This window comes from Fervidobacterium sp. (assembly GCF_059913585.1).
In genome coordinates, this window is the sequence record NZ_DBOLZL010000011.1 from 34977 (window position 1) to 60388 (window position 25412).

Sequence of the window (25412 nt, forward strand, 5' to 3'; positions counted from 1 at the left end):
CTTGAAACTTTACCTCACATATCTGATAATATATGTGCAGCGACCCCCCTATCCCCCCTTGGAAGAGTTGAAAAACTTTTTCAAGACCCCCCGGATAATAGACCGGGGGTATTTTTTTATTTAGGCACATATTGTGCTATAATTTCAATGTAACCGATAATCTCATAAAAAAGGGGTAAATATGGCAGGGATTGGCTTTGAACTCAACAAATTGTTAAGCAAAAACTCTTTTTTCTCTGATATATTCAGTTTCTTTTATTCAGCAAATGTCAGCGCTGGACCTTGGATAATGTCTTCAGTTACGCTTGTTGTCATACAACTATTCATTCCACAAAATGAGATACCCTTCTTTATTTCGGCAATCATATATACGTTCATCTTCTCCACGATAATCTTTGGGAGTGTCTCCACCTCTGTAACGAGGTTTCTTGCTGATTTAATCTACAAAAAGGAATTCGAAAAAATCTACGAGCTTTACATTTCATCACTTAACTATGCAATCATTTCTTCTGCCACCTTCTTAACCGCCTTTTTTTTGATTAATAGAATAACCGATCTTTGGAAAATATTTTTGTTTTCCTATTCTTTAACCGTCTTGACAATCATTTGGGTCCAAGTCATTTTCATAACAGCGATAAGGGTTTTTACTCCTGTTGTGGTGAGTTTTTTATTTGGAAGTCTGCTGAGTTTATTTGGGAGTGTTTACCTTTATAGATTTAGAGGCGAATACTTTGCTTATTTGGGTTACAACTTTGGATTGATGTTTATAGCTTCAATGATGCAGTTGTTCATAAAACGTTATTTGTTCGTCGAGAAACCTTCCAAAGAAACTAAATTTTTATTCCTGGAAGCCATAAAAAAATACAAAAAACAAGCTGTTTCGGGTTTCTTAACCTACATGGCAGCCTGGATAGACGATTTCATCGCATGGTTTTATTTCAAATACTCAATTTCAAAAGGTTTCATTTTTGCTCCTCAATACGATATCCCCATGTTCATTTCTTATCTTTTTATAATCCCAACACTGACACTCTTTGTGCTGAACTTAGAAACTGATTTCTACTTTAATTACAGGGCTTTCTACCAATCAATAGAAGAAAACCGCACACTAACATATATTAAACTTGCCAAAGAAACACTCGATAATAACTTATACACAAACACAAAACTCATTCTTTCAGTCCAATTTGCTTTCATGCTTTCTGGCTTAATACTCTCAGGTCCTCTTGCAAAAGCTTTGATACTGAATGATTATGGTCTTAAGGCTTTAAGATTCGGTATTTTGGGAGCTGCAGCAAACGGTATTTTTCTCTACGTTTCACTGATTGCTCATTATTTTGATTTGCCAGATATTCCTATGAATGCTTCCATAATCGCATTCACAGTTAACTTCGTATTCTCGATGTTAACTATCATCCGTTTCCCTGGTATTGGATTTGCTATAGGATTCATAATAGCAGTGATTTATACCTGGACAAAATTCAGAGTCGTATACAAAAATCTACTTCACTTTGAGTTCATACGAAACAGACTAAATCTTCCTTTAAGACAGGTGATTATCCATGAAAACAAGCATTTGGAAGAAACGGAATGATACAGGAAAACACAAAACTTCCAAAGTAAGAAAAGGAAAAGCATTGAAAAAACTATTCCAGAGAAATAACTTTACAAACTTGAAAAGCTTCTTTTTCCAAATGTTGGAACTGATAATCTCGTTTGCTATAGTGATTACCTTGCACCTAGCTTCTGTTATAAGTTCTTCAGTTACAATTGTTTTCCTTGTTGCCTTCATCTTCATATGGTCTGCGAGGTATGGACTATTGCCTTTCTTAGCATCGATTTCGATATTCCAGTTGTTGCTACTTACACTTTTCAAGCAAGTGGGGGACATTGGTGGGCTGAGTCTAAATACCGTTTCAGTTTTTACCATTGTTGTTGGACTTATAATCGGGGTTATCGGTGAAATGCTCAATAAAAAAATAAGGGATTTACAAAACGATAAAAAGAGACTGGAACTGGAAAACCAAAAGCTACTCTCTGCTATCAACGACATGAGAATAGTCATTTCTCAACTTCAGATGAGGATTTACTTTGAAGGAGAAGGACTGATAGTCTTACTTGAAAGACTTCGGGAGTTGGAAATACTCGATGTTGATGAGATGTTAACGAGAGCTGTTGAAATCATAGCTGAGTTCTTCGAACTCGATACTCTACATCTTTACCGCTGCGAGGGAAATTTCATGAGGTATATAGCAGGCATAGGTCAAAAAAGACTACCAAATTCGTTCGATGCAACAAAATCTAATGTCATTTACGATGCTCTGCAAAATGGATATTCAACGCTTCCGAAGATTATACTGAAAGCAGATATAACTTCCTTCGAACCTTGGTTTGCCGTATCAATAGGTGAAAAATCAAATGCTTTTGGTGTTTTCGTTGTCGAAGATATCTCGCCCGAGAAATTTTCAGAAACACTTGTAAAATACATAAGTGCAGTTGCAAGCTGGTTGTATGCGAACGTTAGGACAGTAATACAAGAGGAGAAAGCATTGGAAGAAATTTACAAAAAACCGGACGGAACTTGGGACGAAAGTTACTACATTAAAAAGAAGAAAGTCTTCGAGAAACGAAAAGAAAGATTTGGCATACCTTACGAGGAACTGTGTATAACCTACAATCCCGAATATCATCACTCCATAGTAAATACTTTCAGAAAATCAGACGTGCTAGTAGCATACCCTACAAATGGTAAAATCATTCTAAAAGCTCTCTTGGCTGTTTGCGACGCTCAAGGAAAGTCAAAAATACTTGAGAGGTTGGCTGGTAAGTATGAAATCGAGGTATGTTAAGAACTCCAATCTTACAAAATCCAAAGGTCCAAAGAATAGGAATAAATTTTTTGCCAACAAACACCAGCAGTTAGGTCGCAAGATACTTTCAGGCACTAACCTGATTATAGTTTCACTTAACCTTTTCTCCATACTTTATTATGGACTCCGCTTGGAGAACTTTATCGTCATACTCATTTCTGCAGTTCTTTTTTACATTGAACGAAAGAATTTACCGGAAGTTGTTCTTTTCGTGTTAGCGTATCCATTATCCTGGCTTTTCTTTATTCCTTTGAAAAATGAAGAAATTGAAAACTTCTTCAACATACCACTACCACCGGAGATCCGGCTAAATATCGACGAAACTGTAAAATCGGTCCTTCCAGTAAAGGCAACCATTATTATTGGAAACACATCTGAAAAGAAGGCAGTTACTCGAAAGCTTGTCACATATATAACGCATGGTATCGATGTTGAGGAGAATATGAAATACCTCCGGATACTGCAAAAGGACCCCCACATGGATGTTGCTCTTTACGCTGGACAAGCACTTGAAGACATAGAAAATTACTTTGAAGAACAGATTGCAAAATCTAGAAATATCAACGATGTAGAGTCCTGCTTGACTATTTACAACTATCTGAAAACAGGCATCCCAAAGGGTGTTGTAAGACAAGACCTTGAAAGCCTTTTACGTTCAAAAATGGAAAACGTAACCAAACGTCTACCAGAATACTACGAAATCATGTACTACCTCGAAAAAGATGAAAATTACTTCTTAAAAGGATATGAGGTAACAAAGGAGCCAAGACTTTTGAAAAAGTATCTTTTGGAAAAACTCAGAAAGAGTGAATACAACGTCGTAAAAGCATACCTATCAGAAACAACCAGAAAGCTCATTTGTGATAACTAAGAAAGCCCTAAAACAATAAAGACTGTTTTGCAAGAACTCATAACCTTCTCTCATCCTTTAGTACTCGAGGTGTTGCCATATGGGGGGAATAAATAAATCCACATTTTTTGATTATCGGTTTATACTAGAGACACTTCCTCCAAGGGGAACAAATCCAGACAAATACTTATCTTTTTGCAAAGAAGCTGTTGAACATGGAGCCCAGATAATTGCAGTCACGGATTTACCCATGGGAAGTGCAAGGGTATCTCCCATAGCACCTGCTCACATGTTGGTAGAAATGGGATTAGAGGTGCTGATGCATTTTTCACGAACTACGAGAAATGCAATCCGAATAGAAGGTGATTTAATCGCTGCACACATGCTTGGTATTAAGAATCTCTTGATTCTCTCGGGAGATGACCCAAGAGTTGGAACCTATCCGTTTTCATCGAGTATTGAGGATTTTAGTATTTACGATGTATTCAAACTAACGAAGCTACTAAACGAAAAGGGTGAAGACCTCGCAGGTTTGAAAATATTTGGTTCTTTTTCGTTCAATGCGGGAGGTGTCTTTAGTCCGTTTGAGAAAGATTTGAACCAGACTTTGGAAAGAATGGAACTCAAAATGCAAAACGGATGCCAATTTTTCGTCTCGCAACCTGTCTTCAATTCCGAGACTATTTTAAAATTATTTGAAAAATCTGAAACTGAAGAACTTTTCAAAAGAACGAAAATCTACATTGCTCTCATGGTTTTTGAATCCTTTCAACAACTTGAGCATTACTCAAAAGTCCCGGGTGTTTTCGTTCCAAAAGAATACTTCTGGCAGAAAGATGATACACATTTAGAACAATACTCAATTAATCAGTGCATCTCCATAATTGAAAAGCTTGCACCATATGTCCATGGCTTTTACCTCACTTCCACAACAAAGAAAATGGAAACGATAAAGACAATTTCTGATGCCGTAGTTTCGCAGTATTGAAAGACCAAGATAGTTAAACAAAAGGAGCAGGTAATGATGTATTACGTTGTAGCAATATCGAATTACTCTGAAAACAAGATGTTCGTATACTCTTCTGCTGAAGACATAACCCTTGGAGAAAGGGTTTTGGTATCTTTTAGAAATAAAAAGACTTTGGCGTATGTGATTCGGAAGTTTGAGAGTATCGAAGAAATATGGAAGAGTAACATAAAAGAGCTTATTGACCTTGAAAAAATAAGATTGAATTCATCTAATGTGCCGAAAATCATTGAACGTTGCGATTATGTTTCATTTATCGACAATGCCCGACTAAATGCATTTATAGACTGCTCACTTGCTTTGGGTTATCCAATAGGTCGATTGTTCGACTTGTCATTTCCTCCAAGCTTTGATAAATACTTCACACTATTTGTTGAAAGTGCTACCCCGTTGTTCAACCTTCCAAGGATGAAGTATGAAGAATTCAAGAAAATAAGTAAAGCAAAAGAGTACATCGAAAATGGGTTGGTTAGAATCTTCCGCGATTTCGAAACTAAAAAGCCAAGACCTAGGGGCAAAGAAGAATATGTAAAGCTTGTAGCTTCACCAGAAGAATTAGCAAGATTACGATTGACCTCAAAACAATCGGTAGTTGTAAATTATCTGCTTTTAAAGGGAATATCAACCGTTAGTGATATACTAGGCGACTTGGAAGACGAAGGTATAGAAAAAAGTGTTTTAGTGCAACTAAAAAACAAAGGTGTCGTTGAAATAACAGAACAACCAATTACAGGCGGAACAACTGAACAACTTAGCATGAAAAGAAAGCTAACAGACGAACAACATAAAGCCGTAGAAAACATCTTAGAAGAACTAAACGACCGAAAAGCGCAATCAAAACACCTACTTTTTGGTCCTACAGGAAGTGGAAAAACAGAAGTTTATTTAGATGTTATTAAACACGCTCTGAACTTTGGCAATGTCATTTACCTTGTGCCAGAGATATCACTAACAGAGCAAACCATTGCAAGACTGCGAAAACACTTCCCAGATATCTCCATCGCGGTGTATCACAGCTACCAGACGGATGCAAAAAGGGTAGAGATATGGTCAAAAGCAGTAAAAGGGGAAATAAACATCCTTGTTGGTCCACGTAGTGCACTCTTTGTTCCTTTGAAGAATTTAAAACTTGTCGTTGTTGATGAAGAACAAGACGAAGGATACTACAACAATAATGAGCCATATTACGATGTGCGAAAGATACTCCATCACTTTCCAGTAACCGTGATATTTGGCTCTGCAACTCCACATCTTGAAACTTACAAATTTGCAAAGGATGGAATCTACAAATTCCACGTTCTTACAAAAAGATTCAACGTAGAATTACCAGAAGTCAAAATCATCGACATGAGAAAAGAAAAGAAAGTGACACGTTCGATATCTAAAACACTTCACGAAGAAATTACAAACATCCTAAACAGGGGCATGTCAGCTTTGATATTCACCCGTCGAAAGGGATTTTCAAGGGTTCAATGTGCTATATGTGGTCATATTGTGAAATGTGACAACTGTGATGTGTCGATGACTTACCACTCCGATTCCGAAAAGTTGAAATGCCATCTGTGTGGTTTGGAAAAAGGTGTTCCGAATATGTGCCCAGTTTGTGGCTCTCAACTATTCACAGACAAAGGCACGGGAACTGAAAAGATAGAAAGAGAACTCAGAGAGCTCTTCCCTGGTAAAAATATTGGACGAATAGATGCAGAAATTGTTGACACACCTGAAAAACTGAAAAAAATCCTCGAGGCTTTAAGAGAAGGAAAATTGGAAATCGTTACAGGGACGAAGATGATAACGAAAGGACTAGATATCTATCGAATAGGTCTTGTTGGAATCGTTGACGTTGATGCGTTAATATCTTATCCTGATATAAACGCTCCACTAAGAACTTTTCAACTCCTTGTTCAAGTCATCGGTAGAGCTGGAAGAAAAGAAAAAGGCAAAGCTGTCATACAAACCTACGACCCGAACAATCCTGTAATCGTTTACGCAAGTGCACAAAATGTTACAGATTATTACGAACGCGAATTATCGTTAAGAAAAGAATTGAATTACCCTCCATTCGCAGATGTTGTGCATGTTATGTATTCAAACCAATCGGAAGAAATAGCCAGAGAAACAATAGACGCTGTTTACAACGAAATTTTCAACGCAGAAGGGCTGTATATAGAAATACTTGGTCCTTCTGAACACCCCGTATCTAAAGTTGCAAGCAAATATCGTTACCAGTTCTTCGTTAAAACCAGAAATGTATCTAAAGTTGTTAATCTAATCAGTGAAATCAAAACCAAATACCCGGGGGATTGGGTTGTTCGGGTCACTCCTCCGGAAATATAACATACGAAAATGGGGTATTAAGATGAAGAACGGTGAGCTTACCAAGTTGAGGGGACTAAATCTGTTTGCAGCAATTTTCCATCTTATGCAAGGGATACTAGTATTAGTTCTTGCAAACGACTTTTCAGTAACCATAATAAGGGGATTTTTGAAATTCGATGAAACTACACGCAGTCTAATCCCAGCAGTGGAAAATCTCTTCGATGTTAAGCTCGCTTATCTTATAGCCTCCCTCCCATTCATAACGTTTATTTTCCATCTACTAGTTGCTACAGTATTCAACAAAAAGTACAATGAAGACCTGAGTAAAGGTATTAACCCATTCAGATGGGCGGAGTATTCAATCTCTTCCTCCATCATGATGGTCATCATAGCTATGCTTGTAGGTATCTCTGATTTTGGAACTTTACTACTTATATTATCAATGCAACAATGATACTTTTTATCATCTTGAGCTTTGTTTCGAAAACAATCTTAGTTTGGCAAGTTTTCGCCGGAACGTTGCAACCTAAGTAATTAAAGTCAGTCTCTACGGACTTTTATCACAACCTTAGGAGTCTTAGTAATGCACAGTTAAATTCTTTTGGGAACAATTTCTGAACCGGATAAAGTTGGTCATGTGAACAAAAACATACAGCCGCCTTTGTAAGGCGGCTTGTATATGTTTGAAGTTTTTATTTTGCTTTTTTTGAATTCTTTAAAATAGTCCCTATTGCAGCTATAGAGAGTAGACCTATGAATCCCCAACTGGTAAGCATAAAAATCAATGCGGATGTGCTCATTATTTCTCACCTACCCTGTTTTTCTGCATATTATCTAGAGACTTATAAACCAATATAAAACTAAGCACGAATATGAAAACCATAACTGACCTTGCAGCAAAGACCCATGGAATTAAGTTTGGATAATTTTTCGCAAAATCTGGCACTATTTTTAGATAACCATTTTTGGCGTAATCGATGGTCGAAAATACAAGCAATATAATTATGAACGCTGGAGTTATCAATTTCATGACTATTGAATAGAACCATTTTGGCACTTTCCAGTAACTCCCATTATTGATTTCTTCTAAACCTTTCTCTTTGAATAGCCAAACAGCTGATATTATTTCAATCAATCCTAAAACAACTAACAAGTAAGAACCTACCCAGTTGTCCAGTTCTGTAAGATAGAAAAGTTCACTTGTTTTTGTAATTATTGGCTCCAGCGCGATAGGTAAGCCTGCGACTATATAAAGTGCGAATATCACACACGAACCTTTCTTGCGTTCAACTCCAAACTGTTCCTCTAAGAATGCTACCAAGTAGTTGAACATCGCTATAGAGCTTGTGAGACCTGCAAAGAAGAGTAGCAAGAACCAGAATGTTCCAATCACATTACCCCCCACCATCGTTCTAAATACGTTTGGCAAGGCTATAAAAGAAAGTCCAACACCGCTCTTCAATCCTTCCGGTCCAAGGAAAGTAAAGGCGATAGGTATCACTATAGTACCGGCGAGGACTACTTCTGCGAATTCATTTAGCGAAGCAGTAGCAACCGCGGAAGTTACTATATCATCTTCTTTTTTCAAATAAGAAGCGTAATTTTGGATTATACCCATTCCAAGTGAAAGGGTGAAGAATATTTGACCTGCCGCAGCAAGTGTTGATGACCAGTTCAGTTCATTCCATCGAGGTGCCCACAAAAAGTCCAGCCCCTTGAGAGGTGTCCATTCAGGTTTAACAGGTGAGCCGAGTGTGAGTGCTCTGATGAGAAGAATCAATGCAAACACGTATATTGACGGCATTGCAATTTTTGCCAATCTTTCTAAACCTTTCTGAACACCGCCTCGTGCTACATACCACAATATCGCCAAGGTAATTATCCAGAAAGTGAAAACCAACGAAGGGCTTTGAATATAATGAACAAAATACGAAACTGTATCAACTGAAGGCTCCATATATCCGCCAGTTGCTGTCAACCATGCATAACCAAGCGTCCATCCTATTATATGATTGTAGTAAGAGTTCAACAATACAACAACAGAGAGTGCAATCGCTCCAGCCAAAGCACCAAGAACTAAGGCTACTTTTTTGCTTGCCCCTTCTTTGGCTTGCAGGTAGACCATAGGTCCTATAGTTCCATATCCGTATCGTCCACCATATCGTCCCATGGACCACTCTATTATTAAAAGAGGTATTCCCATGAACAGTAGGGCAGTAAAATACGGAATCATAAAAGCTCCGCCGCCGTTTTTGGCAGCTTGATATGGAAACCTCCAAAAGTTTCCCAAACCTATCGCGTTACCTGCCATCGCAAGGATCAGCCCTAACTTACTGCCCCAGTGTTCCCTTTCGTGGAAAGCTAAGTTGTTAGAATCCTTTGTCTTACCAGTAGACCTTTTGTCACCCATAGAAAAACCACACCTCCCAAAGTTCTTAGGATTAAAAGAAAATAAGAAGAAACTCAAAAGGCAGATGTTCTATCTTGAATGATAACTCAACATAAATCATAATGTAAGTAATACGAATTTTCAATTAACAACAAAGTTTTACTTCGCTAAAAATTAAAGATTTAGACTTTTTTCCAGATGATGATTTTTCACCTCAAAATTAGCATGGATAAAAAAAGACCGCCTTTCACAATTTTTTGACGAAAGGCGGTCTTTCTAATTTTTGCTTCTTTTTATTCCTTTTTTATCATTTGCTCATGAGAAAGTGTTATACGAAAATTATCGTAAAACAAAGCATTTAAACAACAAACCAAAGTAGTCGTGCACAAATTTAATAATCCAAATCACTTGATTTTTCCGAATGTTTCATTTAAATACTGGATAATATATGATTTTCGTTGTTTAGCAAATATTTTCATCCATTCCACACGTCGTTCCCACAAGTTCATATGTGGTTTTCCCCAACGTCTGGAGTGTAAGGCTATCTCTGTCCTTATCCGATTTGCATGTTCGTCTATGATTTTTACAACCCTGTCCTCATCAAATACTACGTTCAGTATATAGTCGAACCTCTCCAGGAATTTATTCTTAAAGTCTTCATTTTCTAATAGCTTCCTGAAAAGTAGTGTCGACGTGGCCCCCACCGTTACAGTAACCCAAACATTTGGGTCACCATACATTGCTACTTTTAATGTGTTATGTGTTGGCTCCCAGAACGAAAGGTCAGTGTCGTACATCATCCATCTCCATTTACCGTCTCCAAAAGGCTTGTCCTCAGGCTTCAAAACTCGCCACATCCGTTCGTTGTTACCGGGCCAGTCCATATTTCCGGCTATGATTTCAGCAATTTTGTAGTCTATATAGCTGTCAATATCTATCATGCCCGCAACATACGAATAATTTTCTGGTTTTGATAAATCGTTGTTTCTAACAAACTCGGCGAGTTTGACAAAACTTTCCTGGTTGCCCTCTTTTCCGTCTTGTATACTCAGATCGCCATTTATAATCACCGTGTTTTTCTCATTAACCCCGTGTTTTACTTGCAGGTATCTTTGGTCGTAATACTCCATCAGATAGCTTATACCCCAGTATTCTCCGTTGATGTAATGAACAACAGGATAATTATCTTGTGTGTCAAAATTTAACCCCTTAAAGATTTCTTGCACTGCCGAATCTCGAATATACGTTGTTTCCCAATCGTTGCCAGAGTTTCTCAAAATAAGCTTTTTGTAACCTTTCCTTCCAAAGAATGGATAGGTGAACTCTCCTTCTTTGTTTCTTGCATACAGCCTGAGAGATTTTATCGGGAAATTCCGAGTGTATTCACCATGGATCCTCAAACCTACATCCGTCCGGTAAACAAGTTTTCCATTTTCGAAATATTCCATAATAGCCTTTCTTTCCCACTCGCTTCCCCTTTGGTGGTAGTTACCACTCCACTCAGGGTTCGCGGAATCAAAGAGTTTACCAGGAACGTAAACACCCTTTTCTTCATCAAAAAGGTTTGACGGGTCTGTAATTATCGAAACAACTGGTAAGTCGTGGTGTATTCCTACGAAGTATGTTCTAACAGCAGCTATCGGTAACCTTTCCATTCACAACTTCGACAATTTTTAGAACTGTTGCTTTTTTGAATTCTCCTTCGGGTTTTTTCCAATATAAAGGAGATGTTGGAATATAAATGAGCGTATTATCATATCGTTCAACTATAGGTATAGTTGTTTCATACTCAACAGTCCCTTTATTACCAATGACTGGGTCAGTACCATCCATGGTATAGTAAATTTGCCCACCGACTGTTGATTTGATTTCTACTTGGAATGGGCTCTCGTAAAATCCCGACTCATGGGAAATGATGAGTTGGGAAAAAGCTATAGCCGAAACCAATACAGCTAAAACAATCACAGCAATCCCCCTATTTCTCATTTTGCTTCCCCCTTTCCGCAGAAGTGGGTCCAGCCTCTCACTTTTATCGTGAATTATCATCCACCATTATCTGTACGCTCTTATCCAAAACTCATACACTACACTTTGTCCATCCAACCGAATATTAGGTTTCCCAGCAAGTTCTTCCAAAACGTTAACAGGAATTTCGTACTTTGGTTTAATGAATATGGTGTACCCTTCTCCGGAAAGCTTGTAACCCACCTCGTATCTTTCTGCCAAATACTCACCCATGTAGCCTTTGGAATAAATCGACTGCGAATTGAGAGTTGATATCTTAAAACCTCCACTTATATATTTCCTAGCAGCCTGTTCAACTTCTTTCAATTCATTATATATGTCCAGAGCTGTCATGTTGGTAGCTTCCGTTGCGGTAGTTACAAGCGGTATCAACAGTGTGTCCGTTGTATCACCGGTCTTCAAAGTTTCAGCACTGGTTGTTGAGTGTTCTGTGTCCCCGGTATATCCGGCGGGTCCGGCTGTATCTTGCGTGCTAACTTGAGAACTTGTGGATTGAGCGTAAGTTTCTGAGGCTACTGAGGATTGTGGAACTTTTTCCGAACTTTCAGATTGCACGCTTTGTGCAACATTTGGAACCAAAGTATCGAGACTTTCGCTAACGTGTTGAGAGGTCTGCCAACCCAATGAAATTTGCCTTTTAGAATTTACTGAAATGATAACGACCAAAATTACCAACAACAGCACAAAAATAAGCTTTACCATCTCTCCCAAACTTATCCCTCCGTCTTTTCATTTTCCATTTTTTATGCTTATCATCTTTCTCTTTTCTCAAATTGTCAACTCTCTTTTTGGTGAAAACTCTTTTTTAATGCACACGATTGATAATGCAACAAAAATAGACGCACCTACGATGGAAAAAAGAAGATTTTTAAATATTATAACCTTGAAATCGCTTTCTGTTGAGAAAAGCTGTGCTATGCGAAGTAAGTAGACTGATTTATATATGGGAATAACATTCAAAATCTTCTTTCCTATTTCTGGTAAAGATGATACAGGCATTAACGAACCGCTGGAGAAAAGTAACAGAACGCCCAAAATTGCGGCGATAAGATTTGATGACATGGTGTTTTGAGAAAATGCCGATATCGCTATTCCTAAGGCTGTATGAAACAGAGCATTTGATAAAATAATGATTAAGACAACTAGAATACTCATGGAAACCCCATTTATCAGAAAGATAAAGTAAGAAACCAAGCCCGCAACGAAAGATATAAGAAAAGTAGTCGTGAACTTAGCAAGGTAATAATGGTGAGACTTTATCTTTCCAATGGAATAATACAAAAATAGACCACGTTCTTTGTCACTAGCCACACTTCCTGCGCCTATCAACATTGCAGCAAACATAGTTATCAAAAGAATCAAACTTGGTGCGAATACTTGACTAAAATTCACTTCTTTGTCCGTAACAAGTTTTGGAGCAGGCACACTCGATGAAGTATACATCTGTTGGAGTACTTTTGGATTGAAAAATGGACCTCCACTTAAATCTTCGAAGAGTTTTTTAAAAACAAGGTAAGCTGCTGCTGAAAGTTGTGTATCAACAGGACTTGGAACATACCTAATTTCCGTCTGCCTTGCCGAAAACAAAGATGTAGTAAAATCACTTGGGATTATAACAACTGCATTAAGCTCCCCGTTCTTAAGTTTTTCAACATAATCTGGACCGACGTATTGAATTGTCCCTCCATGGAACAAAGACATGACAACTCCAACAGTGAACTTGGAGAGTGGCGATTTGTCTTCGCTATAAACCCCTATTTTCAAACTATCTGCACCAAATGAATTAAAAAATACGCCGCCGAGTAAGATAAAAAGTATCGGCAAGCCTAATAATACTATATACGTAACAGGACGTGAGATAACTCTTTTAAATTCCAATGTAATCAGGCGCATTTACACTCACCCTTGACCAATATCTAGTCAACAAATCAAGAAGTTAGAACTTGTAACGTAAAGCCAATCCGAAAGAGAGGTTGCTAAATGCTCTTTCATACTCTCCTTCGATATATTCAAAGTTCGGTGTAAATGGTCCAAAAAGACTTGCACCTATGTTGTATCCAACATGCACTAACATATCCGGAAAGTGTTTAAAATCCATTGGTAGTTGAACGAAAAGTTCTATTGAACCAATTAAGTTTACAATTGATGCGGTATTATAGTGTTTTAAATCACTCGTTGTAAAATCATCAAAATCTCGGGAGTTCCCTACGAGCAGACTTACCGTTTCATAATCAACTCCAAGCTTTCCTGAAAAACCCAAAATGATGCCTTTTTTCATATTACCAATTAACGTTTCTATCAGCTTTGCAGAAATGTCATAACTTGCTCCAACAACACTGTATCTTATCGGAGATATCGGTAAATGGTTAAGAACTGTACTCTTCAGAGTAAACCCACTAGAAATTATCAACGGTTTCCTGGGATTTGCATTTGATTCGAATGAATAATAGACAACCAAGTTGTCAAAAGGTGTCAGTTCATGAGCAGAATTATCTATAAACTTTTGCGCTACTAAAGAAGGCTTGATGTACGACAAACCATACCAATCAGCAAACGAATTCGTATATGCGTAAACATAGACAAAGAGCGATAATATTAAAAGAACAATCAACTTAGTGAAAGAGACAAAAGAAAGTTCAGGCAAAGCAATGTGTTTTCGAAACCCCATAGTTTTTCCCCTCCTACACTTGATAAATAATCTTAAAAAATATCAGCCCTTGATTTTAATTATACCACAACTTCTTCTTTGGCACTTTCCCCCTTGAAATTTTTTTAGTATGTGGTACAATCTTAACGCAAAGATGCTACTAATCAGTTACGATTATGCGGAGAGATGGCCGAGTGGTCGAAGGCGCTTGCCTGCTAAGCAAGTGTGGAGGTTTCTCCACCGAGGGTTCGAATCCCTCTCTCTCCGCCAACAGTGAAAGTTTGGGTGATGAGTTTCAAATGTCTCATCACCCATTTTTGAATGGTTAGAGAAAAGACGTGCCCGTAGCTCAACTGGATAGAGCGTCAGACTGCGGATCTGGAGGTTGTGGGTTCAAGTCCCGCCGGGCACGCCAAATAGAATTTGATAAGTCAAAAAGCTACACTTAAGGTGTAGCTTTTCTTTTTTTATGGTATAATTCTTAATGGCTCTTTTTGTTTAATTTTAAATCACTCACCAATCGAAGCGGGGGATGTATCTGAGGAATGCAATAATATTCTCAATAGGCAACGAACTCGTCGAGGGACTTATCGTAGATACGAATTCGAAATACCTGAGTGAAAAACTAAAAGCCTTGGGATATTATGTCGTCCGCATAGAAACTCTACCTGATAAACTCGAGATACTCGTTGGAAGGTTCAAAGCAGGTCTACTCGAAGCAGACTTGCTTATTACCACTGGCGGATTAGGACCTACTGAAGATGATTTAACAAGAGAAGCAATGGCTCAGGCTCTTGGGCGCAAGCTTGTTACAGACGAAAAAATTGCGCAAGAATTGGTGGAGAGGGCTTTGAAATATTACGGCAAAGCTCCAGAAAGTGTGAGAAAACAAGCCATGGTTATTGAAGGGGCGACCGTGTTAAACAACCCCGTTGGAACCGCGCCGGGTCAAATGTTAAAAGTAAATGGAAAAATCGTTCTCATTTTACCAGGTCCACCCGCTGAAATGATACCTATTTTCGAAAGCATTACTCAAACAATAAAAAGTGATGATGCGCTTTACACAAGAAGAATAAAGACGTTAGGAATTCCAGAAGCTGTGTTAATGGATGAATACAAAGACATCATCTATTCAAACCCAAATATTACGGTTGCCACGATGGCCTCGTATGAAAGAGGTGTCGAGGTTAGACTCACTGGAAGTATAGACTTGAAAGAAGAGATAGACAGAGTGGCTTCTGAACTTCTAAATGCCTTAGGCGAATACGTATATGCAACCGATGACGATAGTATTGAAGATGTGGTTTACAAACTTTTGAGTGAGAATAACCTGACTATTTCTTTTGCTGAATCTTGCACCGGTGGTATGATTTCTTCTAAATTTGTTGATATCCCCGGGGTTTCAAAAGTTTACAAAGGTTCTATCGTAGCCTATTCAAACGAAGTTAAGACCACCCTATTAAAGGTCCCAGAATCTATAATCAACACATATGGAGCTGTGAGTGAAGAATGCGTAAAATCGATGGCTGAGAATGTCAGAATCCTTCTTAACAGTGATTTCTCAATCGCTGTTTCTGGCATAGCAGGTCCAACCGGTGGAACTGAAATAAAGCCTGTTGGAACTGTTTGTTTTGCCTTTTCATCCAATTCATTTACCCACACTTTCACACATCATTTGAGAGGAAACAGGGAAATGATAAGAAAGAGAAGCACGCTTCTTGCATTTGATATCGCGAGGAGAGGGATATTGGAATGGCTAAGACAAAGAGAAGTTTCCAAAGAGTAACCATAAAAGATGTTGCGGAGTATGCAAAAGTTGGGGTTGGGACTGTCTCAAGAGTTCTCAACAACAGCCCCCATGTTGATCAAAACACAAGGCAAAGGGTGTTGGAAGCGATAAAAATCCTTGGGTATTTTCCAAATCCACATGCTAGGAGATTGTCAACAGGCTCAAGCCAGCTTATAACCGTGATAACCCCAGAAATGAAGGGTGATTTTTATCAAATATTGATGTCAGCTATTGACGAAGTCTTATTCAAATATGGCTATTCCTCACTTTTGTATCCTCTTTACAACGAGAAAAAGTACGAGGCTCTAAAGAGGTCTTCCGACATACTTCTTTCCACAGATGGGCTTATAGTAGATGCTGTAAATGCTGACAGGGTGTTAAGTAATATCATAAAGCCCCAAACCCCTGTTGTGTGTATTGAGCAAGATTCAGACGAATATGATTCAATAATGGTCGACAATTACTACGGTGGAGTTATTGCTGGAGACTACTTTGCAGATTTCGATATGGATATATTCGTAGTAACCCACAGAAAGACCCACGAACTTGAAAGTACAGTTTTCGATGAACGTCTCGAAGGATTTCAGGAATCGCTTGAAAAAAAAGGTAGAAGTATTGATAAAGTTTACTACGTGCCTTTGGACTGGGAAAGCACGTTTGAAGTTGCACGACGCATATTCTACAGATTTAAGCGATGTGCCATATTCACAACAACAGATTACTTAGCTGTTCCAATAATAGAAGTCGCAAGAACTATGGGGCTGAAAGTTGGAGAAGATGTCCGAGTATGTGGTTTTGATGACCTCCCGATTGCCCAAGTTCTGGAAATTACAACTGTGAGACAACCTATCGCAGAAATGGGGCGTTTGGCAGCGGAAATGTTGATAAAACGAATTTCCGGAAAACTTAAAGAAAAGCCGAAAAAATACATATTGAAACCCGAACTAGTAATCAGAAGTACATAGTCGACGATAATATTAGATGGTGCACAGCTACACCAAAATATCTGGAGGTTGATGATAATTGAAAATAGCTGTTCTGCTTGGCGGAATATCAAGAGAAAGGGAAATCTCAATAAGAAGTGGAAAAAGAATAGCTCAAGCACTCAAAACCTTTGGACACAAAGTAGATGAAATAGACTTCACTTTATCGCAAATGGATAATTTGAGGCAACTTAGAGAATACGATGTCATTTTCAATATATTGCATGGCACTTTCGGAGAGGATGGGCATTTGCAAGCAATTCTCGATTCAATCGGAGTACCTTACGCAGGTTCAGGTATGGAGACAAGCATTATCGCATTCGATAAATACATCTGCAATCTCTACGTCCAGGATATCGTCTCTGTTCCAAAATTTATCCTTTTGTCAAAACAGGAGTTCATCCAAAACGGTATCCAAAGAGTGAAAGAAGTAGTAGGAATACCTTGTGTAATAAAGCCGAGAAAAGAAGGTTCAAGTATAGGAACGCATATTTGCTTTTCGGAAAAAGAGCTGGTAGAAGCTTTAACTTTGGAATTCAATAATTATAATGAAATGATTGTTCAAGAATACATAAAGGGCACGGAAATAACTGTATCGATAATCGATATCGAAGGGAAACCCACGGTTCTGCCCATTCTGGAACTTCGCCCAAAAAAGCTTTTCTACGATTATGAGGCCAAATACACAGATGGTATGACGGAATTCATAATTCCAGCCCAAATTGGAGAGGAAATGACAAAAGAGGTTGAAGATATTGCATTGAACATATACAACAAACTCGGCTGTAAACACTTCGCGCGAGTTGATGGAATTGTGAGTAACGGAACTTTCTACTTCCTTGAGGTGAATACTTTGCCTGGAATGACTGAACTGAGTGACTTACCTATGTCTGCCAAAGCCTACGGCCTCAGTTTTGAAGAATTAGTAAATACGATAGCTATTGAAGCTTACAGAAACCCACCTTTTGAACAATGGCTGACTAAAAGATAGTAGAAAGGATGAAAAAATGACTAAATTAGCTGAGATAAAAAAAACAAAACTAGACCGAAAGCTATCAAATACAATCTCCATGTATATTGTTATAGTGATATTCATTACACTCAGCATTTTACTCGGTCTCATATTAGATACCCTTTTAAAAACTGTAGTTGTATTTACAATCGTTTTCGGGTTATTCTCCTTGTTGCAGGTCCTTTTTGGTTTGTCTGTTGTTGAGAAAATAATTATCAGGCTCATGAGTCTCAAAAGTTCCGACAGAACAATAGATGTAGAAGTAAAAGTAGCTAAGGATTTGCTTAACGAACTAAAATCTTCTTTGAACATCCAATCTGACATAGAACTGATGCCTATAAACTCCCCATCTATTAACACACTCGCCGTTGGACGTGGAGAGCATACACATACAATTTGCATTACAAGTGGAGCGTTAAAAAAACTGCAAACCGAAGAGCTGAAAGCTTTATTGCTTCACGAACTCTATCATATAATCCACAAAGATACAGATTATTTGACCACTGTAAGTGGAACGTTTGGAAGCCCAATGCTAATTTATAAGCTTTCACGCGAAAAGATAGCAAAACTCCGAAAAGCTTGGAATGAAGGTAAAATAAACAGGCGAAAGATTGCAAACGGTGTAGTCCTTCACTCTACGATAATGGTTGTCTCGACTCTATTTATTCCTTTGAGTTTCCTTTCAAACGTCTTTGTAAGTGTGAGTAAAGAATTCGATGCTGACCTTTTCGCAGCAGAAATTCTTGGAAAAGAGGTTATGATTAAATTACTTTCAAAGGCAATGGAAAATTGCTATAAATTCGATACGGAATTTTCATTCATAAGATACCACTTCTTCGTAGACCCAAATTGTACAGATGCACAAGGTAAAATAAACTTCATATCGGGAACATACCCTTCTATCGAAGAAAGAATAAAACATTTAGAAAATACACTGATGTAATGAAAGAGAGGTTCAAACGATGCCAAACCTTACGACACATTTAAGGATAGGTATGATTTCGTATCCTGTTTTTTTATTCATATATGGTTTTGTCTCAAAACTCCTGAACAAAAGCTTTTCCCCAACCCCTATAGAAATTTCCATCAGCTACGCTGTGTTTATTCTTGGAAGCGACTTGCCAGATTTGGACAGTTCTAATGCCCCCCTAAGGAACTTTACAAAGGCTATTTCACTTGCCTTTAGCATATACGTCTTCACAACTTTTATATACCAAAAGTTGCTCACCATCCAACAGTTGAGTGTAATTACAAAAGAAGGCATATTAGCACTCTCGGTTGCGATATCTATGATAATAGGTATCAGCCTCATCAATCTATTTCTCTCGCTCCCGATATTTTCCCATAGAGGATTTGCACATTCAATTACATTCGCCGCAATTTATGGTCTTTTGGTTTACTTATTTGCATCTCCAAAGAGCAATTCGGCCGTATTCTTCGGAATTAGTGCATTTTCTGGTGTTATGGTCCACATGATGGCTGATTACATCAAAAATCCATTGAAAATTTTTAAACTGTATTAATCCAAAGGAGGAGAAAAAATGAAGTTCTTAGATGGTGTGAATGTTACTTACGTGCACAAAGATGAGAAGAACAATCTTGCTAAAGTAATGAATCAACTTTCTAAATCCCAGACAAAAATCGAGCTAAAACCTGTCAATAGTAAGTATTACGGTAATTTCCGTATCGAGTTCTACGCTCCCATCGAAGCGATTCCCACAATAAAGTTAACAGGATTCCTTGCCTCAGATAACCCCATCGAATGGCTTATGGAAAAAGATGACCAGTCTGCAATTGTAATTGATAAAATCTTCCATGTAGTGGATACGGAGATAATCGAAATTGACGAAACCAAACCAATCGTTGCCGTCGTTATGGACCAGTACAAAGTATATGCTATTGTGAACAGCGAACTCACAAAAGATTACACACTCAACCAACTTGTCGAAGCAGCACTGAAAAGGTTATTCGAAGTTTACTTTGACAGTGAGTTTATTCCCGAAGACTATGAGCTGGAAATCCATCCTGAATTGACAGATTACTTCATGTAATCGTATTTCAAAAATCTGGCATTTTATAAGATTAAAGGAGATTATCGACGTAAGGTGAAATATCATCAATTATTTGGCTAGTTATGACCATAATTTGACTTTTTCAAGTTTTTGGTGTAAACTTTATCCTGGTATTTTGCTTTTTTTAGAACTTGAATTGGAACCGATTCAAAAAAGCTATAAGGAAAGCTTTAAAAATGAAAAATGCTAGTGAAGAGGGGTGCAAAACGGTGCTAAGAACAGCAAAGTCAAAACATATAAATGGCAAGTTGGTAGAAATTCCCAAACAGTTTGAATACCATCTAAATCATACACTTGCAGAGCACAAAGAACATTCCACACTTTTTCAAAAATTCTTAGCCTTATCCTATTCCATTAGGGATTTAGTAGCAGAAAAGTGGTTGAATACTGAGGAAGTAATACTGAAGAGAAAAGACCTACGAATTCTAAATTACCTTTCGATGGAGTTCCTCATTGGAAGGCTTTTATACAACAACATACTCAACTTGCAACTCGAAGATGAAGTAAAAGAATTGCTTGCTTCATATGGTCTTTCGCTCGACGAAATTGCACTGCTCGAAGAAGACGCAGCTCTTGGTAACGGAGGACTTGGTAGACTTGCAGCTTGTTTTCTCGATTCGTTAGCAACACTTGGTTATCTTTCTTATGGTTACACAATAAGGTATCAGTATGGATTATTCAAACAAGAAATCGAAAACGGATTCCAAAAAGAATTACCAGATGACTGGCAAAAGAACGGCTATCCTTGGGAATTTCCAAAACCAGAAGAGGCAGTGACTGTAAGATTCTTTGGAAAAAGCGAGGGTTACATAGATGATAAGGGGCGCCTGAAATTCAGGTGGGTTGACACATACAATGTGTTAGCTGTCCCTTACGATATATACATAACAGGCTACAACAGCGATATTGTTTCTGTGCTCAGACTGTGGCAACCAAGAGCAATAAATGAATTTAATTTCGCAGAATTTGAAAAGGGTAATTACGAAAAAGCCGTGTATGAGAAAAACCTTGCTGAGACATTATCGAAGGTATTGTATCCAAACGATGCATTCTTCCAAGGTAGGGAACTGAGATTAAAACAAGAGTATTTCTTTGTAAGTGCAGCAATACAAGATATCATCAGAAGGCACAAACGAAGATTTGGAAACGATTTGAGTGACCTTGCGCAGTCAGAGGTTATCCAACTTAACGACACGCACCCGACATTAGCTATTCCAGAATTGATGCGTATACTCCTGGATGAAGAAGGATACGGTTGGGAAGAGGCTTGGGAAATAGTCAAGAATACAATAGCATACACAAACCACACCGTTATGCCTGAAGCTCTGGAAAAGTGGGAAGCTCCGCTACTCCAGAATATGTTGCCAAGGCATTATCAGATTATTGAGGAAATCAACGCAAGGTTTTTGAAAGATGTCAGCGAAAAATTCAATGGAGATTTGCAGAAAATAATCAACATGTCTGTTTTCGAAGAGGGGAACATAAAGAAAGTGAGAATGGCAAACCTTTGTTCAATTGCCTCGTTCTCCATAAATGGCGTTTCAGAATTGCATACCGAAATACTTAAAAGAACCGTGCTAAAAGATTTTTACGAAATGTATCCAGAAAAATTCAACAACAAGACAAACGGTGTGACGCAAAGAAGATGGTTACTAGAATGTAACCCACCACTAGCAAAACTCATAACTGAATCAATAGGTGATAAATGGATTGTGGATTTGTATGAACTAAGAAAGCTTGAAGCGTTCCTTGATGATTCTGAGTTTTTGGAAAAACTTGACCAAGCAAAGATGTGGAATAAAGAAAGACTTGCCAAATACGTACAAGACAAAATCAATGTTAAATTAGACCCGTCTTCGCTTTTCGATATTCAGGTAAAAAGGATTCACGAATACAAAAGACAACTTTTGAACATACTACACATAATACATCTTTACAACGAAATCAAGGAAGGAAAACACCTGAAAGTTCCAAGAACGTTTATCTTTGCAGGTAAAGCTGCACCTGGATACAGAATGGCGAAGTTGATAATCAAACTCATCAACAGCGTTGCAGACGTTGTGAACAACGACCCTATTGTTAGCAAACAACTAAAAGTAGTATTCATACCAAATTACAATGTCTCTGCCGCACAAATAATAATCCCAGCGGCTAACGTGAGCGAGCAGATATCGACAGCTGGCTTTGAGGCATCAGGAACCGGAAATATGAAATTCATGATAAACGGAGCATTGACAGTAGGAACACTTGATGGTGCTAACGTAGAAATGCTTGAAGAGGTTGGGGAAGAAAATATATTCATTTTTGGTTTGAAAGCAGAGGAAATAGAAGAAGCGAGAAAAAAGGGTATCTACAACCCATTCGGTATCTATTTGGAAAACGAAAAAATACGAAGAGTTCTTGACATGATCAGAAACGGTTACTTCAACAAGGATAATCCAGAACTTTTTGTAGATATATACGAAAACCTGCTTTACGGTAAGTTTGCACCTATGCCAGACCAATACTTTGTGTTAGCAGACTTTGAAGCATACGAACAAACACAAAAAAAGGTCGAAGAATTGTTCTTAAACAAGATAGAATGGAATAAAAAATCGCTACTTAACATCGCAAGAAGTGGGAAATTCTCCAGTGATAGAACTATCGAAGAATACGTAAAAGATATCTGGAAAACCAAAAAGGTGTGAGCTGTTGGATAAAAATCCATGATAGGTAAAAAGCGGGGAGTTCAACTCCCCGCTTAAACTTTGTTTTATAACTTTGTATTGAATTAATTACTTAAGTTTCTTGTGGCAGAACCACCAGTCGTAACAGTCGTATTCTTGAGGTCTTTTCGCGGCTGTTTGACAATCAGTTGCGGGTGGGATAATAACCTCGTCACCTATCAATTCGTTATTTGGCCAATTCGCTGGAAGCGCAACACCATGTTCATCGTTCACCTGCAATCCTTTAACCATTCTCAAAATCTCGTCCATATTTCTTCCAAGTTCCTGTGGGTAGTAAAGCATAGCCCTCAGAATACCCTTTGGGTCGATTATGAAGACTGCTCTAACTGTGTTAGTGCCTTTTCCAGGATGAATCATACCGAAGAGTTCAGAAATCTGACCCCTGTCATCTGCAATTATCGGGAACTGGATTTCAATACCAAGTTTTTCCTTTATCCACTGTACCCACTTAATGTGTGAGAAGACTTGGTCAATGCTCAATCCTATAAGCTCCGTGTTGAGTTTTTTGAACTCTTCGTACCTTTTCTGGAATGCTACAAATTCCGTTGTACAAACTGGTGTAAAGTCCGCTGGATGGCTGAAAAGCACAACCCACCTGCCCTCATAATCTTTCGGGAAGTTTATTACACCATGCGTCGTTTTTGCCGTAAATTCTGGAACCTTATCACCTATGAGTGGAAAACCCATAAAAACACCTCCTTGTCCAACTTTTTTAATGTTCTTTCACTTCTACACTTTCTTCACTTTCTCAATATCCGGGAAGTCCATTCCTTCATATTTATTTATATCGATTATCATTTTATACTATGTCTAACTCTTTTTCAATTTCGTTAAAGTTACAAGAAAGTAAATGTCTTGTTGCTTTACCTATCCTTTGTTACTTGATAACCTTGATATTTTATAGGTAAGCAATCAAGTTTTGGATAGAAACCTTGCACTCTTCTGGGAGCTTGTCGTAGCCCTGGTTTTCAACATCTTTGTTCTTCAAAAATTCCAATCTCTTTTCGAACGAAATTTTTAGTAATTCTCTGTATTCGTAATCGGAAGTTCTTACCTCAAAGCCTGGTATTTCTAATATTTTCAGGCCACCGAACCAATCAACAAAGTTAGCTTTTCGCTCAACTATGAGTTCCAAAATTTCCAAGGTCAGCTCCTTCGGAACTTTCTTATTCAAATAAAATCCTGTATTGATGATGTAGCATTCTACACCTTTTTCAAATAGCACCTTGAACTTTTCATAATCTTCCGAGAGTGGATAGGTCCTAAACGGGTTGGCATAAGGTTCAAAAACAAGCGCTTCAGGGTCGACACCTGGAAGTAGTTTTTCAGCAGATGTTCGTTTGGTTGCAAGAGTTGCTCCCATTGTTGAAGCAAGAACGGGGTCTTCTATCTTTACGATTGGTGGGAGCACTGGGTCTTTCATTATCCAGAAAATGGCGTTAACAGGTTCTTCTATCTTGTCAACCCTGTTTGGCGACCAAAGCTTTGATTTTATTGCCCTTCCATTGCCGTTTCGGATGTCTTCCATAACTGGCACAACTCTTCCTTGTTCGTCAACTGTTGCACCACAATTTTGGATTGTCAGTAAATATTTGTTATCGTCGCTTGTTAACGGATAATCAGAAGTTTTATCGAAGTATGACGGTTCCAATGCTATGGAGGACAGGTCTTCAAGATTTATCACCAATGCATCGTCGTGAACAATCGTGATTTTGTATTTTCCATTGTGTTTGGCATGTGTCAATGTGGATTTTCCAGAACCCGACAACCCAAAGAACGCTGCAACGTATTTTTTTCCATCGAATTCATATTTCTTCAAACCACCATGGCAAGCAACGTAACCTTGCCTATTTCCAACGGACCATCCAAGTGTAAGCGTACCTTTTTTAAACTCGCCAAAATATCTTAGACCTAAGAGCGCAGCGCAATTGTTCTTTGGGTCAAAGAGTGCAAGCCCACCAGGAAAATCAGGGTGGGACCAATCAGGGTCTGTAAAAATGTAAATATCCGGCTCATTCAAAAATTTGGACCTTTCATACATAGCAGCATACTCTGGTGTTAGGTCTTGGAAATTCAAAAGCCAGTTATACACCGTATTCTCAAAACCTTCGGGGATAAGTATGTGGTTTTTTACCATAAAGTCTTCATGTAATCCTGTGTAACTAATCACATGATACATCTTTCTGTAGCGTGTTCCATAAACTGCTTCTCTAAGCACTTCAGCAAGTGCATCCTCGTTAACCCCCGGCATTCCTATAATCTTCCTCGCACCAGCAAACCTACCTACGGTTGCACCATCGTTGAATAAAAGAATACGTGTTCCTTCATCTAAGTTCAACAATTCCGGCTTGTAAACGGGTAAATCGGTGACTATGGTCCCTGGCGATTTCGTAGCCTTTTTGTACGCTTCTCGGCGCGATGTTAGAAGCTCCACGTTGTTACCGTAAAACGCGGCTTCAATCGTTGACCTAATCTTAGAAAAATTTGTCTTATTTACCTCCGACCACTGCCACCTTCCCTTGGTAGACATCAAGAAGCCCTCCCCTCTGAAATGCGAAATGTCTTAAAATTAAGTTTCTACGGAGCATATCAATTTTAGTACTCTTTTTGTGAAACTATAAACATTGCATACTCAAAGATTCGAAAGATAAAACGAGCATACCAAAACTTTTGCAATTTAAACAGAGCTATCACATATTTTCA

22 protein-coding genes and 2 tRNA genes are annotated in these 25412 nt (G+C 38.2%); 16 read left to right on the top strand and 8 right to left on the bottom strand.

The features are described from left to right. Window positions 1-181: 181 nt before the first annotated feature. From pelG to AC3M61_RS02895, 7 genes are all read left to right on the top strand, one after another. Complete coding sequence (gene pelG, locus AC3M61_RS02865) at window positions 182-1594, top strand: exopolysaccharide Pel transporter PelG (RefSeq protein WP_500779420.1); 1413 nt, start codon at window positions 182-184, stop codon at window positions 1592-1594. Beyond that, window positions 1563-2849, top strand: coding sequence for a GAF domain-containing protein (locus tag AC3M61_RS02870; RefSeq protein WP_500779421.1), 1287 nt, complete (start codon window positions 1563-1565; stop codon window positions 2847-2849). The genes pelG and AC3M61_RS02870 overlap by 32 nt, the downstream gene beginning before the upstream one ends. Further along, window positions 2830-3741, top strand: a complete 912-nt coding sequence (locus AC3M61_RS02875) for a hypothetical protein (protein ID WP_500779422.1) — start codon at window positions 2830-2832, stop codon at window positions 3739-3741. Before AC3M61_RS02870 ends, AC3M61_RS02875 begins: the two co-directional genes overlap by 20 nt. Before the next feature lie 79 nt (window positions 3742-3820). Then, the gene (locus tag AC3M61_RS02880) at window positions 3821-4708 is read left to right on the top strand and encodes a methylenetetrahydrofolate reductase (RefSeq protein ID WP_500779423.1); all 888 of its coding nucleotides are present in this window, start codon (window positions 3821-3823) and stop codon (window positions 4706-4708) included. A 36-nt stretch (window positions 4709-4744) separates the two neighbouring features. Beyond that, window positions 4745-7084 (top strand): replication restart helicase PriA, encoded by a 2340-nt coding sequence (gene priA, locus AC3M61_RS02885; protein WP_500779424.1) that lies wholly within the window; start codon window positions 4745-4747, stop codon window positions 7082-7084. Between the two features lie 22 nt (window positions 7085-7106). After that, on the top strand, window positions 7107-7520 hold the full coding sequence (gene heR, locus AC3M61_RS02890; RefSeq protein ID WP_500779425.1) for a heliorhodopsin HeR: 414 nt from the start codon (window positions 7107-7109) through the stop codon (window positions 7518-7520). Further along, the gene (locus tag AC3M61_RS02895) at window positions 7517-7600 is read left to right on the top strand and encodes a hypothetical protein (RefSeq protein WP_500779490.1); all 84 of its coding nucleotides are present in this window, start codon (window positions 7517-7519) and stop codon (window positions 7598-7600) included. Before heR ends, AC3M61_RS02895 begins: the two co-directional genes overlap by 4 nt. A gap of 265 nt (window positions 7601-7865) precedes the next feature. On the opposite strand, the gene AC3M61_RS02900 is transcribed toward AC3M61_RS02895, so the two are convergent. From AC3M61_RS02900 to AC3M61_RS02925, 6 genes are all read right to left on the bottom strand, one after another. Beyond that, window positions 7866-9476, bottom strand: coding sequence for a sodium:neurotransmitter symporter family protein (locus AC3M61_RS02900; RefSeq protein WP_500779426.1), 1611 nt, complete (start codon window positions 9474-9476; stop codon window positions 7866-7868). Window positions 9477-9859: 383 nt separating this feature from the next. Further along, window positions 9860-11110, bottom strand: a complete 1251-nt coding sequence (locus AC3M61_RS02905) for a CotH kinase family protein (protein ID WP_500779427.1) — start codon at window positions 11108-11110, stop codon at window positions 9860-9862. Continuing rightward, entirely contained in the window at window positions 11082-11441 is a 360-nt protein-coding gene (locus tag AC3M61_RS02910) for a chitobiase/beta-hexosaminidase C-terminal domain-containing protein (RefSeq protein WP_500779428.1), read from the bottom strand. The genes AC3M61_RS02905 and AC3M61_RS02910 overlap by 29 nt, the downstream gene beginning before the upstream one ends. 66 nt (window positions 11442-11507) lie before the next feature. Beyond that, entirely contained in the window at window positions 11508-12191 is a 684-nt protein-coding gene (locus AC3M61_RS02915) for a hypothetical protein (protein WP_500779429.1), read from the bottom strand. Window positions 12192-12248: 57 nt separating this feature from the next. Next, window positions 12249-13373, bottom strand: a complete 1125-nt coding sequence (locus tag AC3M61_RS02920; RefSeq protein ID WP_500779430.1) for an ABC transporter permease — start codon at window positions 13371-13373, stop codon at window positions 12249-12251. A gap of 43 nt (window positions 13374-13416) precedes the next feature. Continuing rightward, a complete protein-coding gene (locus tag AC3M61_RS02925; RefSeq protein WP_500779431.1) occupies window positions 13417-14148 on the bottom strand; it encodes a hypothetical protein in 732 nt (243 codons plus the stop codon). Between the two features lie 159 nt (window positions 14149-14307). On the opposite strand from AC3M61_RS02925, the gene AC3M61_RS02930 reads away from it, so the two are divergent. From AC3M61_RS02930 to AC3M61_RS02970, 9 genes are all read left to right on the top strand, one after another. Continuing rightward, window positions 14308-14397: transfer RNA gene (locus AC3M61_RS02930), tRNA-Ser, on the top strand. Window positions 14398-14465: 68 nt separating this feature from the next. Next, window positions 14466-14542: transfer RNA gene (locus tag AC3M61_RS02935), tRNA-Arg, on the top strand. Window positions 14543-14659: 117 nt separating this feature from the next. Next, window positions 14660-15913 (top strand): competence/damage-inducible protein A, encoded by a 1254-nt coding sequence (locus tag AC3M61_RS02940; RefSeq protein WP_500779432.1) that lies wholly within the window; start codon window positions 14660-14662, stop codon window positions 15911-15913. Further along, a complete protein-coding gene (locus AC3M61_RS02945; RefSeq protein WP_500779433.1) occupies window positions 15880-16881 on the top strand; it encodes a LacI family DNA-binding transcriptional regulator in 1002 nt (333 codons plus the stop codon). Before AC3M61_RS02940 ends, AC3M61_RS02945 begins: the two co-directional genes overlap by 34 nt. A 58-nt stretch (window positions 16882-16939) precedes the next feature. After that, the gene (locus AC3M61_RS02950; protein WP_500779434.1) at window positions 16940-17890 is read left to right on the top strand and encodes a D-alanine--D-alanine ligase; all 951 of its coding nucleotides are present in this window, start codon (window positions 16940-16942) and stop codon (window positions 17888-17890) included. 16 nt (window positions 17891-17906) lie between these two features. After that, window positions 17907-18854, top strand: coding sequence for a M48 family metallopeptidase (locus tag AC3M61_RS02955; RefSeq protein ID WP_500779435.1), 948 nt, complete (start codon window positions 17907-17909; stop codon window positions 18852-18854). Between the two features lie 19 nt (window positions 18855-18873). Then, window positions 18874-19434, top strand: a complete 561-nt coding sequence (locus AC3M61_RS02960) for a metal-dependent hydrolase (protein WP_500779436.1) — start codon at window positions 18874-18876, stop codon at window positions 19432-19434. 18 nt (window positions 19435-19452) lie between these two features. Continuing rightward, on the top strand, window positions 19453-19962 hold the full coding sequence (locus AC3M61_RS02965) for a hypothetical protein (protein ID WP_500779437.1): 510 nt from the start codon (window positions 19453-19455) through the stop codon (window positions 19960-19962). 230 nt (window positions 19963-20192) lie between these two features. Then, on the top strand, window positions 20193-22670 hold the full coding sequence (locus AC3M61_RS02970; protein WP_500779438.1) for a glycogen/starch/alpha-glucan phosphorylase: 2478 nt from the start codon (window positions 20193-20195) through the stop codon (window positions 22668-22670). A gap of 87 nt (window positions 22671-22757) precedes the next feature. On the opposite strand, the gene AC3M61_RS02975 is transcribed toward AC3M61_RS02970, so the two are convergent. Both AC3M61_RS02975 and AC3M61_RS02980 read right to left on the bottom strand, forming a co-directional pair. Beyond that, window positions 22758-23396 (bottom strand): peroxiredoxin, encoded by a 639-nt coding sequence (locus AC3M61_RS02975; protein WP_500779439.1) that lies wholly within the window; start codon window positions 23394-23396, stop codon window positions 22758-22760. 211 nt (window positions 23397-23607) lie between these two features. Further along, the gene (locus tag AC3M61_RS02980) at window positions 23608-25239 is read right to left on the bottom strand and encodes a phosphoenolpyruvate carboxykinase (ATP) (RefSeq protein ID WP_500779440.1); all 1632 of its coding nucleotides are present in this window, start codon (window positions 25237-25239) and stop codon (window positions 23608-23610) included. Window positions 25240-25412: the final 173 nt, after the last annotated feature.